Raw genomic sequence first — 16,124 nt, 5'->3', positions numbered from 1 at the left:
TGACCTTCTGAAGGGCGCGCTCCGGTATCATAGGCACGAGGCGGGCTGGACACCAGATGATCGGTCCATGCAAGCTGGCCGGCATGGCAGTTGATGGATCTGATATTGCGTCAGTCGATGTCGGTGGCTCCTTGTCCGAGGGTTCGCCGGTGCGCAGGCCGGGCCTGGCGCTCGGCGTCCTGGCCGGGGCGCTCGCCCTGGACGTGAGCGGGCTCGGAGTGCTCAACGCCGCTCTGCCGTCCGTCGGGGAGCGCTTCGCACTGGGCGACAGCACCCTCCAGTGGGTCATGACCGCCTACGCGGTCACCTTCGCCGGCTTCCTCCTGGTGGGCGGCCGGCTCGCCGACGTCCTCGGACGGCGGCGGGTGTTCGAGGCCGGGGTCGCGCTGTTCACCGTGTCCGCGCTGGTCGGGGCGGTGGCCCCGGACATCGCGGTGCTGCTGGGCGCGCGCGCCGTCCAGGGGATCGGCGCCGCCCTGTCGGGTCCGGCCGCACTCGCCCTGCTCACCGAGACCTTCCCGGCCGGTCCGGCCCGCAACCGGGCCTTCAGCGTGTACGCGGCGGTCGGCGCCGCGAGCTTCAGCGGAGGGGTGATGCTGGGCGGCGTCCTCACCCAGCTCCTCGGCTGGCGCTCGGTGCTGTGGTTCTCGGTGCTGCTGGGCCTCGCCGTGCTGGCCGCGACCCGGGCCGGCCTGCCGGGCGGCGTCGGGCACAGCGGCCGGCTGGACCTGCCCGGCGCGATCACCGGCACCCTCGGGCTCACCCTCCTCGTGGTCGGCGTGAGCAGTGACGGCGCGACGGTGTGGGCGCTGCTCGCCGCCGCGGTGCTGTGCCTGGCGCTGTTCGTCGTCCGGGAGCACCGCACCGCCGATCCGGTGCTGCCGCTCGGCCTCTTCCGGCTCGCCTCGGTACGGGCCGCGAGCCTGGCGGCGTTCCTCCAGTACATGGGCTCGGTCGGGATGCTGTTCTTCGCGCCGCTGTATCTGCAGGGCATGCTGGACTACTCGCCCTTCGAGTCCGGTCTGGCGCTGGTGCCGATGTCCGCGGCCGTCTTCCTGACCGCCAACTTCGCCACCGGCCGGCTGCTCGCCCGGTACGCCCCGCGCACCCTGATGGCGGTCGGCCTGGTCCTGATCGGTGTCGGCACCGGCCTGTGGCTGGGCACCCCGCACGACGGCGACTACCTGCTGCACGTGCTGCCCGGACTGGTGGTGAGCGGCATCGGACAGGGCCTCAACTTCCCCTCGATGACCTCCGCCGGGCTCACCGGCGTTCCCCCGGAGCGGCACGCCGTCGCCGGGGCGGTGAACGTGGTGACGCAGCAGATCGGGGCCAGCGCGGGAGTCGCGGTGATGGTGCTGGTCGCCGCGACCCGCGACGACCAGCTCGCGGGCTACCACCTCGCCTACGTCACCGCCGCCGTCGCGTGCGTCCTGGGCGCGGCGGTCATCGCCGCCCGGCGGCGGGCGGGCTGAGGCGCCGCCCGGTTCACCCGGGGACGACCGTGGCCCAGGCCCGGGTGCGGTTGAGCTCGGCGTCGGCGATGTACAGCGCGAGGTCCACCGGGGACGTCGTCCACACCCGGCCGGCCGGGGCGGCGCCCACCGCGACGGTCGCGGTCGTCGTGCCGCCGGTGCAGGGGACGCGGACCGAGCCCGTGCCCGACACGGCGGACTGGGTGCCCTGCACGGTGATCGCGGCCCACTGGAACTCCGCGTGGCAGCTGTAGGTCACGGAGACGTTCAGCGTCCGGCCGGCGTCCGCGACGCCGGCGCCGTGGGCGGCGATCGCGACGGGGTAGGCCTGGGCGGGCGCGGCCGCCAGGGCCACACCCGCCACGGCGAGGGCGGCAACGGCGAGGTACCGGGTCGGCGTCGGACGAACGGAAAAGCGCATGGCGATCTGCTCCAGTCGGGAGGTGAGAGCGGGGATTTCCCGCGACCCATGGTGCGTCCCGTTTCCGGACGGAGCGTCGGGAGAAAGGCCGGACGACCGAAATGCCATGGCGATATGGCGCGGAGTCGTGCGCGTGTACGCCGTGTCCACCGCGCGTCAACCGCTTTCCCCTAATCTTCCCGGGCCCTTTTCCCGAGCATTTCCGAATGTCCCCCGGGAAAGGGAACGCGCGGTGGCCGGACCGCACCGGCGGACCGGCCCGGCCCGGCCACCGGGCTCACCGGGTCCGGTAGGCGTCCAGGACGCTCTGGTCGAGGGTGTTGCCGTCGGCGTCGGTCAGCTCCGCGCGCAGCGAGACCCCGGTACCCGCCGCCGGGTTGCGGACCGTGACGGCCCCGTCCTCCACCGGGAGCCGGGTCCACGAGACGCCGCCGTCGGTGGAGGCCGAGACCGTCAGCGAGCGGACGCGGCCGTCGGCGGCTGCGCCCTGCACGGTGACCGGCACCCGCAGCGCGCTCCCGGCCGGCGCGGTGCCGTCCGCGTCCAGGGCGGGCGCGAAGCGGACGACGCTCACCGGCACCGGGGCCGGCCCGGTGGTCGCGGCGGAGGAGAAGGTCCAGGACGCGTTCACCCGGGTGGTCGCACCGGTCGCGGCCCTGCGGGTCACCGTGGCGGCCAGCCGGTAGGAGGCCGGCGCCGGGGGCACGGTGAACGCGGCGCGTCCGGCCGCGCTGTCCGCGCCGGAGCGGGCGCCGACCAGCACGCCGTCACGGTGCAGCGAGGTGAAGGCGGTGTCGAAGGACGGCGCCGACGGCGCGTGGCCGTCGCCGTCGGCGAGCAGCGGCAGGTTCGCGGTGATCGTGTCGCCGTCGCGGACGACGCCGGCGCCGGCGGGGAGCGCGGGGCCGAAGGCCGGGTTGTCGAAGGTGAGCGTGGTGGTGGTCCCGGCCCGCAGGGCGAGGGCTTCGGCGGAGTAGCGGTTCACCGGCGCGCCGGCGGAGTCGGGGGCCGCGTAGCCGACGTCCCAGGTGCCGCGCCCCGGCGTGACCAGGAAGGTGGCGGTGCCGGGGACCTCCAGCGGCCGCGGGGCGCCGACGGTCGGTCCCGCGGCCGGTCCGGGGGTCGGTGCCAGATCGAGCAGCGCCGTCCCCCCGGCACCCGGCCGGGCGCCGCCGTGGATCCGCAGGGTGGCCAGCTCCTGCGGGGTGTAGTGGCGGGTGAGCCCGGTCAGCGCGCGGGTGCCGGAGAAGGTCTCGCCGAGTGCGTGGTCGGCGGTGTCACCCCTCCAGTAGGCGTCGAACCACTGCCGCATCGACCCGGCCTCGACCTCGGGCCCCAGGTGGGCGACGCGCAGGGTCGGCGTCGCCTTGACCGTGCTGGCGGTCCTGGTCCGGCCCTCGTGCGTGACCTCGATGAACATCCCGCTGCTCAGCATGCGCGCCGAGCCGTCGGGCGGCCGCACGTCGACGGGCTCGGTGGTCCGCGCGTCGACGGTGACGGTGGTGTCGCGGTCGAGGTCCAGCCGGGGCTGCACGATCCAGTCGCTGCCGTCCGCCACCCTGCTGGTGTACAGCTCGCTCTCCAGCAGGTACCGGCCCCTGGGCAGCCGCACGGTGGTCACGCCCGAGGCGTCGTACGGCCGCTCCGCGCGGTCGGCGCCGGGGCCGGAGATGCCGGCGACGGTGGTGCGGTACTTCTCCGGCGCGTGGCCGGTGCGGTCCAGGTGCCGGATGGTGAGGGTGTACGTCTCCGGTTCGGCGGCGACGGCCGCGCCGCCCCAGGCGGGCGTCAGGCCGCCGACCAGGGTGACGGCGACGGCCAGCGCCCGGAGGACGTTGCGGCGGGGGAGGGGAATTGCGCTCATGTTCCGACCTGCCCGCAGGAATGCCGGGGTTCCTGTGATCCGGGCCACGTGAATCGGCGGCCGCCGCCGGCTACGTGGTTCCGATCGGGATCCAGCGGAAGGAGAGCGAAAAGGCGGGCTTGTCGGTCTCGGGCACGTGCAGGGCGGCGAAGCCCAGGGTGAAGCCCGTGCCGGCCGGTACCGGCAGGAGGAAGCTGTCGTTCATCGTCATGAAACCCAGCCCCCATTGCTGGATGACGTGTGCCCCGACGTCCGGCTGCCCGGTGACCGAACACGAGATCCGGGCCACGAGGTACACCGACCCTTGCTCGACCAGGGGAACGGTGAGCGCGCCCAGGACGAAGCCGTCCGTGGAGTTCGCGTCGACGGGTCGCGTCCTGGGCTTGCCGTCCTTGGCGGCCGCCGCCAGCTCCTCGTCGGTGGGTGTCCAGAGGTCCTCCGCCGGGCCGAGGAGCCCGGAGAGACGGGCGGTCAGGCGGCCCCGGACGGCTGTGTCCTGTTCGAGCACCGTCGTGCCCGAGACCGTCAGGTCGCCGTGGACGGTCGTGTCCCGGTCGAGGGTCGCCACGCCCGAGACCGCCAGATCGCCTTCGACGACCGCTTCGCCCGAGACCGTCAGCCGGCCGTCCGTGCGGGAGTCGCCCCAGGTGGTGGAGGTCCCGGTGACCAGGAGGTCGGTCGGGTCCTGCTGGGTGCCGAGGGTGACGGGCCCCAGGACGGTGACGGTGGTGTCGAGGTAGTGGCTGACCTGGACCGTTCCGCCGGGGGTGGTGAGGGTGGCCCGCAAATGGAAGGTGGTGTCCCGGTAGACCGGCCCGGACTGCCAGGAGTACGTTCCCGGGGCCACGGCGCAGGGCGGTTCGAGGTCGTGGACGATCTCGTACGTGGCCCCTTGCGAGCCTTCCCACAGCAGGGTCACCCGGTCGCCCGGCCGGACGGCCGCGTGATGGCCCTTCGCGTCCGCCTGGTCGACGGTCTGTGGACGGAAGTTGCCGAACTCGAAGCCGTAGGGGGCCTTTCCGACGAGAAAGGAGGTGTGTTTGACGGGCGGCTTGTCGTACTGCGATTCGGCGATGGTGACGGTGGTGACCCCGACCGCGGTGTTGACGTCGATGGTGTCGAAGGTGAACGCGTAACTGGTCCCGGCGCCGAAGGGGATGTAGCCGGCCGTCGCGTCCTTCGGCAGGGCGGTGAACGTCCCGCCGTCCGGGGAGAGGGTCCAGTCGTCCGGCGCGGCCGTCGGCCGGATGCCCTCGGGGTGACGGGTCAGGTCCTTCGGGTCGGGGCCGACCTCGACGGTGAAGGTCAGTGAGGCGATGTTCACCGTGTTCCCCGTGCTGTTGGACACGGTCACCACGATCCGGCCGTTGCCGGTGGGGGCGGCCCCCGTTCCCGCGTAGTCGACCTGGAGCGGGACGGGGCGGGTGAACAGCGCGTAGTCCAGGACGCAGGTCGAGCCGGCGGTGCGGCCGATGAACACGGCGGCCCCCTCAGCGGTCCCGGCCGGAGCGGCCGGCGGAGCGCTCGGACACCGCGCCGCGCAGCACCATCCGGCCGTTGCGGGCCACGGGGGGCGTGGGGGCGATCCGGGCCACCGGGTCGGCCGGGCCGACGGGCAGTTCGGTCCAGCCGGGCGAACCGTCGCGCCGGGGCCGGGCGAAGGTCCAACTGCCGTGCCGGGTGGACGGCCGGGGAGCGATGAGCCGTTCGTCGCCGTCGGCGGCCGGCTCGGTGCGCGCGAGCAGCGGACCGACCCGGTAGGAGACCTCCATCCGTGCCAGGGCGGGGGTGACGCGCGCGGCGGGCAGCTGCCAGGCGACGGTGGGCAGGATGTCGGTGGCGGCGTGGACGGCGGCGCGCGGGTCGACGAGCATCGTCACGTGCCGGACCGGTGCGGCTCCCGCGATGTCGAGGGTGAAGCCGGTGCCGATCCGGCTCAGATAGGTCGTCGTCGGCCGGTCGGGAACGGCGACGGCGCGCAGCAGGCCGTAGTCGGTGCCCTCGAAGTAGCCGATCAGACCGTCCCGGAGGTTGTCGGCCGCGCCCAGCCGTACGTTCCACGGGTAGCCGAGGAAGTCCGGTGGCGGTGGCGGGCCCTGCTTGAGGCCGACGACGTACTGCCAGGCCTCCCAACTGGGGTCGTGGAGCGGCGGGCCGTCCAGTTCGAACCGTAGCCGGCCCCGGACGAGAGCGAGCGGGCGGCCGACCAGGACGGTCATGGTGCGGTCGTCCCGGCCGCCGAGGGGGGCGACCGTGTGGAGGGTCTCGTCGACGGCGCCCAGCAGGGCCGTGAACGCGGCTCCGGCGTCGGCGCGGGCGGCGAGCGCGGTGAGAAAGCCGTGCAGGTGCGGGAACGGGGCCGCCAGGGAGTCCAGGGACGGGAAGGCGCTGCCGGGGGCGGGCTCCCAGAACAGACTGTCGTCGTAGGCGGTCCGCAGTTCGCCGAGCGGGCCGCCGTCCGGGCCGTGGGCGGCCAGGGCCCGGTCCAGGTGGTTCGGCAGCAGCCAGCCGCAGATCTGCGTGGCCGAGGAGTGGGGGGCGACCACGATGTCGTCGGACCGGGCCGAGAGCCAGTCGGTGCACAGCCGGGCGGCCTGGAGCAGGCGCGGGCGCAGGGAGACCATGCGGAACGCGGGCGGGACGACCGCACGGCCGTCGTCCAGGGAGGCGGAGGCGGACACGTACAGCCGCTTCTCGGCGCTGCGCAGGGCGGTGTCGCCCTTGCCGGGCGTGCCGGTGGTGGTGTCGGGGTCGATGACGTTGCAGACCTGGCCGAACTGGTCCACGACGTGCAGTTCCGAGAAGTAGAACTGGCCGCTGCGGGTCTGGAGGAGCTGCGACGGGGCCCAGACGTCGCCGACGGGCGGCCGGCCGGGTGTCGGGGCGGTGTGGTGCTCTCCCGCGAGGAGTGCGGGCAGCGACCCGGGGACGGCGGCGGCCTTCGGGTCGTACGGGTGCATCCGGGTGGCCGGATCGCGCAGGGCCATCCGCCGGGTCATCCCGCCCAGGACCTGGCTGATCACGTCCCAGCCGGTCACCTCGGCCTCCAGGTCCAGGAGTTCGGGTGTCAGCACGCCGGGGTTGTTCTCCCGGTCGCGGCGTACCTGCGCGGCGAGGTTGAACACGGCGTGGGGGGTCAGCAGGACGCGGGCGTGCTCCTCCCGGTAGTCCTCGGGGGACGGGACCGGGGAACCGTTCCAGGTGTAGGTGTGCCCGTCGAAGGTCCAGTGGGTGCCATCGGAGTCCTGGTAGGGCAGGGAGTAGTGGAACGCCCGGTAGGTGAGGAAGAGGGGCTTCCACGGCTGGGTCCAGGCGGTGGTGCCGTACTGCGGCAGGATGCCCGTCACCCTGGTGGGGTCGGCGACGGCGGCGGCGAGCACGCCGGCGGTCAGGGCGCGGTCGAGGACCCAGAACTCGGTGAGCAGCCGGTGCACCGTGTCGGCGTGCGGGTGGTGGTCCAGGGTGCCGGGAAGGCCGGCCTCGGGCCCGGGAACGGCGCCGGCGACGGCGGTGACGAGGGAGGCGGCGAGCCGGCACTCGACCTCGGTGCGCAGATCGGGCAGCGGCGCGGGTGAGATGCCGTGCAGCATCACGACCGGATCGGCGGCCCGGTGGAAGCCGGGCAGCGGGACGCGGCGCAGGACGCGGGCCCTGACGTCCCCGCCGTGCAGGGCCAGATAGGCGTCCGCGGCCGCGGCGAGCGTGGCGGGGGTGTCGCCCCAGGGCACGTGGTCGGGGTCCCCGGTGGCGGTGCGCCGGCGCTCGATGTCCGCCGCCGCGGCGGCGACGCGGGCGGCGAGGCTCTGCGGCACGCCGGGGTCCACGGCGGCGGGGAAGGCGTCGCCGTACTGGTCCGGCAGACCGGGGTCGAACATGAGCAGCCAGACGTCGTAGAGCTGTCGGCGGAGCGCGGTGAGGGCGCGGTCGCCCTGGTCGTGCGCGGTCTGGGCCCGGTCGAGGGTGTCGAGCAGTGCTTCCTCCCCGGCCGTGACCGTGCTCGCCACCGGCCCGGTGTCGTCGCCGCGGTCGCGGTCGCGGATCTCCCAGGACCAGCCGCCGGGTGCGGCGGCGAACCAGGAGCTGTGGACGGCGTCGTCCACGACGGCGGGGCCGTCGTGGTCCAGGCTGTCCAGGAGGCCGTACTGGAGGGCTTCGAGCGCGGCGATCTCCGGCCGGGGCGCCTGGGTGGCGCAGAGCAGCGCGGTGAGGGCGTCGGCGGAACTGCTGCCCACGCCGACGTCGACGTTGACGCCGGCGGGCCGGGGCGAGGGCGGCATGCGGCCGGTGTCGGTCCAGCGGTCGCCGTTGAGGTCCCAGGTGAGACCGAGGACCCGTCCGGTGTAGAGCGCCGCGTTCGGGGGCGCGGGGAGCCGGCCGCCGGCGACCGTCCAGTGGAGCGCGGACGGGTCCGCCGTCACGCTGAGCGGGTCGTCGTCGGGGTCCGCGTGCCATCCGGTGACCAGGTAGCAGAGGTCCGCGGTCGGCTCCACGTCGTCCAGGGGGTCGTGCAGGGACAGCACGTTCTCGTTGTGCGGCTGGAAGGTGGTGAAGGCGACCTGGCCGGGACCGGCGGCGGTGACGAACGAGGGGGCCGGGTGCGGGTCACCGTCCCAGTTCTCCAGCGGGACGGCGCGGCCGATGAAGCGGGTCGGCCCGGCCGGCCCGTCGGCGGCCGCACCTGCACCGGGTGTCCAGCCGGGGTTCAGGAACGGGGTGGTGCAGCCGTCTCCGTAGCGGTCGCTCTCCACGATCCAGCCGCGCGCCGTGCGGCCGTCGGCCGGACCCCAGCCGCGCACGACCAGCCACCGGTTGGGGATGCGGGGGAACTCGGCGGCGTGCCCGGACGCCGGGCCGAGCCGGCTGTGGCGCAGCGCACCCGGCAACTGCCACTGGAGGTACACCCCTTGGCGGATGTCGGAGGTGAGCGTGGAGTTGTCCGGCGACTCGCCCTGGAGCAGCAGCCGGTAGTCCGGTTGCCACCGCTCGAAGGTGCGGCTCTGCAGCATGGGCGGGTTGACCAGCAGGGCGTCGACCTCGATCGGGACGACGAGCGGGACGGGCGAGGGGGTGTGCACCGGGTGGCGTCCCTTCACGACGAGGGGTGCTGGAAGGTCATCTGGAGGGGCGCGGCGAGGAGTTGCAGGGCGAAGCCGGCCGGACCGAGCGGGCCGTCGGGCGCGTGGGCGCCGAGCAGCGTCCGCAGGTCCGTGCCGAGGGCCGCCGTCCGCAGCACCCGGGGCAGGCCCGCGCCGGACTCGCGGAAGTGGCCGGCGAGCGGCTGGTAGAGGCCGAGCAGCGTGCCGATGCCGGTGACGAGCTCGCGCAGCTGCAGGTGGTCGCCGTGCGTGCCGTCGTCGTACCGGTAGCCGAGGTGCATGGCCTGCGGCGGCTCCGCGACGTCGATCGCGTCGAGGAGTCCGTCGACGGCGATCAGCAGGACGTCGGGCGCGAGGACGTCGGCGCGCACCACCGTGAGCGCGCCGCTGCCGCCGCCGGGGAGCGTGCCGCGGACCCGGACCCGCAGGGCGGGCCAGGTGGGCACCAGGGCGGAGCGGACCAGGAAGCCGGTCACCGCCCGGGGCAGCCCGGCGAGCGCCGCCGCCGCGATCCGGTCGTTGGCGGCGAGGTCCAGCGAGGTGCCGGAGCCGACGCTCAGGGCGCCGTGCACGAGGGCGCTCTGCCAGCCGGGGTCGACGTGGAACAGCCGCAGGCTCTCGTCGGGCAGGGCCCGGCCGTCGGGCACCAGGTGGTCGAAGGGGACGGGCCGGAGCAGGGCGAGCCGGTCGAGCCAGTCCAGGACGGCGGCCTCCGAGGTGGCGGCGACCGCCCCGAGGGCCCGCCGGAACCCCTCGTCGGCGAGGCAGGCCCGCAGCCGGTCGGAGGCCGGGCCGGGGTCGCCGGGGCCCGGCGGCGGCCCGGGGTGGTCTCCCAGTGCGCCGGGGCCGTGCGCAGGCCGCGCCTGGGGGACGAGGCCGGCCAACCGGCCACCGGGCACCGAGGCCCGGAACACGTCCCGGGCGGCGCGCGGGTCGAGCAGCGCGGCGGCGTCCCGCCTGCCGGCCAGCACCGCGCCGGTGCCGCTGAGGCTGCCGTGGCGGCGGCCCGGACGGGCGGTCAGGGCCCGGCCGAGGGCCTGCCGCACGGCGCCGCGCCAGGTCATCAGCGCGGTGGTGAAGGCGTCGTCGGCCATCGCGAGGGAGCGGCCGAGGGTCCAGGCGGCGGCGTAGCCGACGTCGAACACGCCGTCGTGCTGGTCGTAGACCAGCCAGGCGTCGGCGCTGTAGGGCGCGGTGGGCGTGGGCGGCACGGCGGCGGGCGTGGCGGTGAGCGGCCCCCGGTACCAGGCGTAGCTGTGCTCGCCGGTCGGCAGCTGGTGGGAGACCGGGACGAAACCGCGGGTGAGCCGGTCCCCGAGGTCGCCGACCGCGTCCTTGGGGTCCAGCCGCAGGGTGAGGGCCTCGGGGTGGGGCGAGCCGGCGGCGGCGAGCCGCGCCATGACGGCGCCGAAGTGCGGGCCGACGTCGGGGAGCGAGCGGAAGGTCCAGGAGTGCAGGGCGACCAGGCGCAGTGGGGGAGCGCCCGCGCCGGTGGCGGTGTCGGAGGTGGGCAGCCGCTCGGCGTGCCCTTCGAGCGAGACCAGGTGGACGGCGTGCTGCCCGCCGGCGGGATCGGGGAAGCGGTTGGCGAGGATGACGCCGTGCAGGCCGGGTTGCTGCGGGTCGTCCGCGTCCACCGGCCCGGCGTGCCGGGGCACGGCGCGCACGACGCCGTGGACGGAGCGGGAGCGGGCCCGGGCGGCCAGCGCCGGGAGGGACTGCGGCTCGTCGCCGCCCAGGCGCAGATGGGCCAGCAGGTGCAGTTCGTCGAGGCGGGGCGCGACCCGGGCGAACAGCCCGGCGGGGACGTCGATCGTGGCGCAGTCGCTGTCCAGGACGTCCGCCTCGACGCTCGCGGGATCGATCACGGGGACGACGGCTTCGGCCGGGGGCGTGGCGAGGAGGTCCCTGACCGTGCGGGTGTCGGTGCGCCCGGTCGCCTCCGGGTCGCCGGGCAGTTCCCCCGCGCCGAACAGCAGCAGGGCGAGGAACGGCGTCTTTCGGGGGGCCGTGCCGCCGAGCGCGGTCTGCCAGGGCAGTTCGGGGTGGTCGAGGGTGAGGTGCGGCAGGACGTCGTCGAAGGTGCCGACGCAGCCGTGCGCGGGGTGGGCGGAGTGCACGGCGCCGGGCGGGAGGCGGAAGCGCGGGGTGCGGACGTCCAGGGTGCGGACGACGGGATCCCCGAAGTAGGCCTTGGCGGCGGGGTCGTCGATGTCGGGGAGATCGTGGGTGACGGTGACCCGGTAGAGGCCGGCCTCGACCCGGGGGACGGCGTTGTCCCGGAAGGCGTAGTCGGTGCTGGGGAGCGTGGTCATCGGCGGGTCAGGTGCCTTCCGGGAGGAGCAGCGGAGCGGCTGTCAGGTCGTGCCCCGCGAACGCCGGGTAGCGGACGAGGGGGTCGTCGTCGCCGGGGGCGTAGCCGAGGGCGGCGAGCCGGGTGCGGAGCCCGGACCGCCGTGCGGTGCGGGTGTCGTCGGCGATCTGGCCGGCGATCGTCCGGGGCGTGTCGGCCACCTGCCGGGGCGCGGGGCCGTCGGGGACGTCGGTGCCGTCGTAGGGCATCGGGCCGGTCATGGGATCGCGGGCGAATCGCTCGGCGGGCGCGGTGAACGGGTCGGGGGCCAGGGCCGGGTCCGGGAACGCGATGCGCAGACCGTCGTAGTGGCCGACCAGTCCGGAGCCGTTGAGCGTCAGGTCGCCGCGGCCCCACAGCGAGACGGGGCCGGTGCCCGGCACGGCGGTGGCGGGCCAGGCGGAGGTGTCGACCGCCGTGCCGTCCGCGCCGGTGACCGTGACGGTGTGCACCGAGTCGCTCTCCCGGTCGAGCGGGCGGATGTAGAGCTTGTCGTCGGCGTCCGCGCCCGGATCCGTGATCCGGCGGTCGCCGAGGAAGAGCCGGGTCGCCGGTACGGCGGCGGAGGTGCCGAAGACGAACCGGCGGTTGCCGGTGATCCAGGGCGGCGGGGCCTGCGGATCGGCGAGGGCCTGCTCGTCCTCGTCCGGGGTGGTCGGCATCTCCTTCATCTCGGTCCAGGTCCGCTTGGCGGAGGCCGGGGGCGGCAGCCGGCTCTGGAAGGCGGTCCAGGACACCGCCTTGTGGTCGGGGCTCGGGTCGCCGAAGTCGAAGGCCCAGGAGAGGAACCAGAGGTGGACGTCGGCGTGGCCGCCCGCCGGGGGCGACCACCAGTCGAGGTCGACGCCGACCTCCACGCTGACGGTGACGTGCACGAAGGCGACCGAGACGGTGGCCTGCACCCCGATGGTGACCCCGACGGTGATCTCGGCGTACAGGGGGTTCCACTCGAAGAGGCCGTCGAGGTGGGCGGTCAGCCACGCCTTGAAGGAGCCCGACTCGTACACCAGGGCGAGGGACGCGCCGAACATCAGCCCGTTGGGCGTGACGGTCGCGTACGCCTCGCCCCGGACGTGGGTCCTGTCGTCGATCGTCCAGTTGAGGCCCAGCCGCGGCACGGCCGGGTACCGGTCCGGCTTGTCGTAGGCCGGGTGGTAGCCGCCGAAGCTGACGACGAAGTCCCCGTGGTACGGGCTGGGATCGATCCAGCAGCACACCGCCAGGCCGCCGGTGAGCCGGGCGTACTCGGAGACGACCCAGGAGTTGGAGCCGAGTTCGGCGGAGAGCTGCAGCAGTCCCCGGGAGTGCACGTACGACGCGGCGGCGGCGAGCTCGATGTGCGCCACCTTCGGGGTTTCCCCGGCGTCGCCGGTGACCGCGTCGGCCGGCTTCCTGGGCAGGTCGCAGATGCCCAGCGCGGACAGCGAGACCACCAGGTCGTCGCCGAACTCGACGAGCAGGGTGGCGCGCAGGTCGACGAACTCGACGATGCTCGCCCGCAGCCCGCCGGCGATCCAGTACTCGCCGCGTTCCGGGGCCACCCAGGGCGGCGCACCGCCGGTGAGGACGTTCAGCACGTCCATCGGGCGCGGATCGAGGCCGCCGAACACCGCCGGGTCGTCCACGCCGCGCAGCAGCGGGAAGCTGTCGAGCTCCGCGACACCGGGCAGCCGGACCCGGCTGTTGTAGCCGCCGCCCAGGCAGACGCCCTTGACCCGGAACCACGGTGGGCCCAGGCCCCCGCTCTCCTTGCCGACGGAGAGGCTGCCGAACAGGAAGAAGGAGGAGAAGGGGTCGCTGGTGGGGCGGGCGTAGGCCCCGACGACGGTGGCCGCCAGGGAGGGCAGGGTCAGCAGCCCGGCGCCCTCGACGAGCGGGTCGAACTGCGCGTCGGAGCGGTGGCGCAGGGCTGCCAGCAACTCGACCGGGCCGGCCTCGACCTCCACACCCAGGCCGCCGATCGTCGGCTTCTGCGTGCCGTGGCCGGTCCCCAGGAGGCAGTAGGCCAGCCCGAGCCGGTGGAACTGGAAGACGACCGGGCCCAGGGCGAGGGTGAGGTCGACGGTGATCGTGAGGGTGCCGCCCTGGTATCCCAGGCTCACCGTGTCCAGCCGCAGCGGCCCCTCCGAGGCGGGCCTGGGGTGCTGCTCGGCGTCGGCTTCGGGCGGGAACTCCGACCCGGTGTCCTTGGACAGCGCGCCGAGCTGGACCTTCAACGCCTCCGTGCGGACGCTGCCGAGCGTGTAGCCCAGCGTCGCGATCGCGCCGGCCTCCAGCGGAGCTCCGGGGAGCCCGGGCACCTGGCGCCCGGTGGCGCCGACGGTCTCCCGCAGGATCTGCTGGAACTCGCCGAGCTTGTCCTGGTCGAGCTTCCTGCGGACGAAGGTCAGCCCGGCGTCGGAGACCACCAGCCCGGCCGTGGACGGGATCAGGTGGGACAGCGGGGAGAGCGAGGGGATGTCCCAGCCCAGTTCGGCGGTGACCACGGTGATTCCCCACAGCAGGGGGTCGATCCACTGCAGCACCGCCACCCAGCCGACCTGGTGGCCCTTGGCGAGCTGGAGGGTACCGGTGATCACCGTCGCCTTCCTGGCCGGATCGTTGCCGATCCACAGGTCGGTGAGCGCGATGTCGAGGTCCTGCGCCAGCTCGAACCCGAACGCCTTGGCGCTCTTCGCGAGGGTGAGGCCGCCGGGCGTGGTGACCGTGCCGGAGCCGTCGAGGGCGAAGGTGTAGGGGGTGCCGTCTGTCATGGCGGTGAGGACGCCGCTGCCGGTGGAGTCCTGGCCCTGGAGGAGCAGCGCGGGGGAGGTGAGCGTGCCGGCCTTCTGGAGCGTGCCGTAGTCGTGGACCTTTCCGTCGTCGGTGGTGACGGTCCAGCCGGAGGCGAGCGGGAAGGTGAGGGTGTAGCCGCCGACGCTGTCGGAGGCGGCGGTGAACACGGCTGTCACGGTCGTCGCGCCGTGCTCGCCCGGCAGGGTGACGGCGCCGGAGGCCGTCAGCTCGTCCTGGTCCGTGGCCGCGCCGGTGATGGTGAGCGTGCCGCCGGTGAGGTACCTGCCGAACACCGTGCCGGACGCGCCCACGCCGAGTTCGGTGCCGGTCAGGGTGAAGGTCCCGCCCTGGGCTTCGGAGAGCCGGGCCCGCAGGTCCTTCAGTGTCATCGCGGCCATGGACGGCTCCTGTCGGGTGGCTGGGCGGACGGTGACGGTGACGCGGGCTCGATCACCGGCAGCCACACGTCGTCGGCGCCGTCGGAGTCGCAGGGCCAGAGCATCACCGGCTTCGTGGCGTCGGGGGCAGCGAGGCAGAACGGCGTCTCGTCGCTGCGGATCCGGAAGCCGCCCGCCCGGGGGACGAACCGCCAGTGGGTGATCTGCGACCCGGCGCAGTCGGCGCTCACGACCGGCGTGCCCTGGCCGCCGTCCGGGGCGGAGACGCAGCGGATGCCGCCGTCGCCGATGATGTACGGGCCCGTGCCCGCCCGGCGGCCGATGAACCAGCGCTGGCCGGTGAGCTGCGCGTCGAAGCCCCGCACGACCAGGGGGCCGCCGGGGTCGGTGAGGGCCTTGGTGGGGTCCGAGGCCGGCCGGACGGTGACCCAGTCGGCGGTGGGGGCCGGATCGGCGGAGGCCGGTGCCTGGCAGCCGGCCGCGGCGAGGGGGAGTGCGGCGGCGAGGGAGAGGGCGAGCCACCGGCGGACTACCGTCGTCACGGGCCCGAGCCTAGGAGCCGCCGTCGTCGTCCCCGGCGCGGCGCGCGGGGGCTTCACCTCATCGGGGCTCGAAGACCGGCAGCCAGATCTGGTCGTCCGGGTAGTTGCCGTAGAGCCACAGGATGATCTGGTCGCGGTCTTCGCTGAACGTGTCGAAACGGGCCGAGGTGCCCCCGGCGTCGGCGATCAGGAATCCGGTGCCCTCGCGCACCAGCTTCCACAGCCGATGGGAGTACTGGGCGGAGTCACAGGCCATCAGCGCGACCCAGCTGTAGTCCTCCGTGCTGTTGGTGGCCAGGCACGAGCTGCCGCTCGGGTCCCTGATGGTGTAGGCGCCGTTCCCGTCCGGGCGCAGCAGCCACCGCTGGGCCGTGTGGTCCGGTGCCTCGGCCTTCGCGTAGGCCTGGTCGCCCTCCGCCGTGGAGGTGAGGAACATCGTCGGACGGGCTGCCTGGCGCAGCGTCACCAGGGAGTCCGGCGCCGTCGCGCGGGCCGGCTGCCCGAGGGGGCCGGTCGCCGTCACCCCGGCGAGCACCCCGACGGCCGCCGCCCGGCTCCACCTGCTCGACAGCATCCGCACCTCGGCTCCTCCGCTCCCGGCCCGGGCGGGCGTCACCGCCGCGGAGGCCGTCCGGGTGCGAACCTAAGGCCCCCCTCCGCCGGCGGCAACCGCTGGCGCTGCGGGCCGGCGGGGCGGGCACCTGGTCGGCTCGTCCCATGGTCGGAAGGCCTTGGACCTTCCCGCTGTGCGACGCCCCGGCGGTCCGCTCCCGGTCCCGCGCCGGGGGAGGGAGCGGGCCGGCCGCGGTCGGGCCTGGGGCCCCGGGGGTGACTGCGGCCGGCCCGCGGTCTCAGCAGCTGTCGCCGAGCTTGGTGACCCAGAGCAGGCCCGGGTCGGACATGGTCTGGGTGGCGCCGGCCGCCACGCAGAAGCGGTCGGTCCAGCCGTCGATGTAGTACGCGCTGATCTTGACGGGGTGGGTCTCGCAGTTCCGCCAGTACCGGTAGCTGGAGTCGCGGGACTCCCCGCAGGGCAGCTCGGTCGCGACGCCGGAACCGGCGGTGACGGTGGTGGTCGTGGTGGTGGCGCCCGCGGGCATCACCGGGACCAGGAGCGCGGCGCCCGTCACCGTTGCGGTGAGGGCCGCCTTCAGGATGTTCCGATTGATCTGCATGGCCGTCACCGTCACAGCCCGGCCT

10 protein-coding genes are annotated in these 16,124 nt (G+C 74.7%); 1 reads left to right on the top strand and 9 read right to left on the bottom strand.

Going from position 1 to position 16,124, the window contains the following annotated elements:
- The first annotated feature begins 149 nt into the window (after positions 1–149).
- Positions 150–1,475 carry an MFS transporter gene (locus ACFVVL_RS00125; RefSeq protein WP_387670087.1) on the top strand — a complete coding sequence of 442 codons (1,326 nt, stop codon included), beginning with the start codon at positions 150–152 and terminating at the stop codon, positions 1,473–1,475.
- A gap of 13 nt (positions 1,476–1,488) precedes the next feature.
- On the opposite strand, the gene ACFVVL_RS00120 is transcribed toward ACFVVL_RS00125, so the two are convergent.
- The 9 genes from ACFVVL_RS00120 to ACFVVL_RS00080 all read right to left on the bottom strand — a co-directional run bounded on the left by ACFVVL_RS00120 (position 1,489) and on the right by ACFVVL_RS00080 (position 16,099).
- Positions 1,489–1,896 carry a hypothetical protein gene (locus tag ACFVVL_RS00120; protein WP_380290328.1) on the bottom strand — a complete coding sequence of 136 codons (408 nt, stop codon included), beginning with the start codon at positions 1,894–1,896 and terminating at the stop codon, positions 1,489–1,491.
- A gap of 277 nt (positions 1,897–2,173) precedes the next feature.
- Positions 2,174–3,760, bottom strand: a complete 1,587-nt coding sequence (locus tag ACFVVL_RS00115) for a serine protease (protein WP_380290330.1) — start codon at positions 3,758–3,760, stop codon at positions 2,174–2,176.
- A 70-nt stretch (positions 3,761–3,830) separates the two neighbouring features.
- Positions 3,831–5,240, bottom strand: coding sequence for a hypothetical protein (locus ACFVVL_RS00110; RefSeq protein WP_387670084.1), 1,410 nt, complete (start codon positions 5,238–5,240; stop codon positions 3,831–3,833).
- A 10-nt stretch (positions 5,241–5,250) separates the two neighbouring features.
- A complete protein-coding gene (locus ACFVVL_RS00105; protein WP_387670081.1) occupies positions 5,251–8,853 on the bottom strand; it encodes a hypothetical protein in 3,603 nt (1,200 codons plus the stop codon).
- Positions 8,850–11,171, bottom strand: a complete 2,322-nt coding sequence (locus ACFVVL_RS00100) for a hypothetical protein (RefSeq protein WP_387670078.1) — start codon at positions 11,169–11,171, stop codon at positions 8,850–8,852. Before ACFVVL_RS00100 ends, ACFVVL_RS00105 begins: the two co-directional genes overlap by 4 nt.
- Positions 11,172–11,178: 7 nt before the next feature.
- Positions 11,179–14,382 (bottom strand): DUF6603 domain-containing protein, encoded by a 3,204-nt coding sequence (locus ACFVVL_RS00095; protein WP_387670075.1) that lies wholly within the window; start codon positions 14,380–14,382, stop codon positions 11,179–11,181.
- Positions 14,370–14,924, bottom strand: coding sequence for an RICIN domain-containing protein (locus ACFVVL_RS00090; RefSeq protein ID WP_380290339.1), 555 nt, complete (start codon positions 14,922–14,924; stop codon positions 14,370–14,372). The genes ACFVVL_RS00095 and ACFVVL_RS00090 overlap by 13 nt, the downstream gene beginning before the upstream one ends.
- Positions 14,925–14,982: 58 nt before the next feature.
- A complete protein-coding gene (locus tag ACFVVL_RS00085; protein ID WP_387670072.1) occupies positions 14,983–15,498 on the bottom strand; it encodes an RICIN domain-containing protein in 516 nt (171 codons plus the stop codon).
- A gap of 277 nt (positions 15,499–15,775) precedes the next feature.
- Positions 15,776–16,099, bottom strand: a complete 324-nt coding sequence (locus tag ACFVVL_RS00080) for a hypothetical protein (RefSeq protein WP_387670070.1) — start codon at positions 16,097–16,099, stop codon at positions 15,776–15,778.
- Positions 16,100–16,124: the final 25 nt, after the last annotated feature.

Source organism: Kitasatospora sp. NPDC058115, assembly GCF_042884635.1.
Taxonomy (GTDB): Bacteria; Actinomycetota; Actinomycetes; order Streptomycetales; family Streptomycetaceae; genus Kitasatospora.
This window is presented reverse-complemented; position numbering and strand designations above follow the sequence as displayed.

Excerpts from the sequence above, each read along its gene's own strand:
- ACFVVL_RS00120 (WP_380290328.1), bottom strand. The coding sequence starts at position 1,896 with ATGCGCTTTTCCGTTCGTCCGACGCCGACCCGGTACCTCGCCGTTGCC.
- ACFVVL_RS00115 (WP_380290330.1), bottom strand. The coding sequence starts at position 3,760 with ATGAGCGCAATTCCCCTCCCCCGCCGCAACGTCCTCCGGGCGCTGGCC.
- ACFVVL_RS00100 (WP_387670078.1), bottom strand. The coding sequence starts at position 11,171 with ATGACCACGCTCCCCAGCACCGACTACGCCTTCCGGGACAACGCCGTC.
- ACFVVL_RS00095 (WP_387670075.1), bottom strand. The coding sequence starts at position 14,382 with ATGGCCGCGATGACACTGAAGGACCTGCGGGCCCGGCTCTCCGAAGCC.
- ACFVVL_RS00085 (WP_387670072.1), bottom strand. The coding sequence starts at position 15,498 with ATGCTGTCGAGCAGGTGGAGCCGGGCGGCGGCCGTCGGGGTGCTCGCC.
- ACFVVL_RS00080 (WP_387670070.1), bottom strand. The coding sequence starts at position 16,099 with ATGCAGATCAATCGGAACATCCTGAAGGCGGCCCTCACCGCAACGGTG.